Consider the following 1094-nt stretch of genomic DNA (forward strand, 5'->3'; position numbering starts at 1 on the left):
TTTTGTAGTAGACTCGTTCTCCACGGCAGTGTCCCTCCTGGGGTATCGAATTGTTGTTTGGCGACTCAATTCTTAACCCGGCGGGGCACTGCCGTGCTAGTCAAAAAAGCGAAAAATATTTTACGTTATCAAAAAAAGGGGGTAAGGTGTTAACTTTTGATGAAGCTATGAGGCAAGTACCACCTGGCGCGGAGAAAGCCATTCTTTTGGGGAATGGCTTTTCTCAGTCTTGGGATGGAACTATTTTTAACTACCAAAATTTATTCACACAGGCTGATTTTGGAGCAAGGGAGGCTGAAATACGTGGTGTCTTTAATCGCTTCGGGACCTATGACTTCGAAACCGTCATGCACAAGATGCTCGCCGCAGCAGATGTTCTAGAAATCTATGGAGGGGATGTAGCTACAATTCAGCAAATTCGCGCTGATGCTGTACAACTGAAAGAGGCCTTGATATCTGCAATTGCAACCACTCACCCCGGCAGGCCCTATGATGTCAGCAACGCACAATATCGAGCGGTAAGAACATTTCTGAGCCAATATTCAAAGATATTCACCTTGAATTACGACCTATTGATGTATTGGGCAAGAAACCAAGGTGGCATAGAGCCCCTTGATTTTGACACTGACGACGGGTTTCGTTATCGAAACGAGTGGCAGGGATATGGAACGGATCAACAAATATTTTTCTTACACGGCGGGATACACATATATGACACCTCAACAACAATAAAAAAGCACATTTACACAGATGGTGGTGACTCAATTGTAGACCAGGTGAGGAACAATCTTAGAGATAACAAATTCCCCCTTTTTGTTTCAGAGCCAACATACGAAAAAAAGAAAATTCGCATTTCTCATAATCCATACCTCGACTTTTGCTTCCGTGCAATTAAAGATTTAGAAGGTACATTGTTTATATATGGTCACTCCTTTGACAACTCAGACTTACATATCTTTGAACACGGCGGGTGTCAAGGTAGTTGTCGCCTCTGCTGAGTTTTAAGCTGCGGCGAGTATGATTTCCGGCGCAGGCTCAGGATTAAGGAAAACGGCCCCCACGGGGTCCCAATTTCGGATGCCTTTAGACCACCG

General features: G+C 44.4%; 1 protein-coding gene. It reads left to right on the top strand.

Going from position 1 to position 1094, the window contains the following annotated elements; genetic code table 11:
• The first annotated feature begins 50 nt into the window (after positions 1–50).
• A complete protein-coding gene (locus ACYVL5_RS23625; RefSeq protein WP_460597995.1) occupies positions 51–998 on the top strand; it encodes a DUF4917 family protein in 948 nt (315 codons plus the stop codon).
• Positions 999–1094 lie beyond the last annotated feature (96 nt).

This window comes from Geomonas sp. Red276 (genome assembly GCF_054784495.1).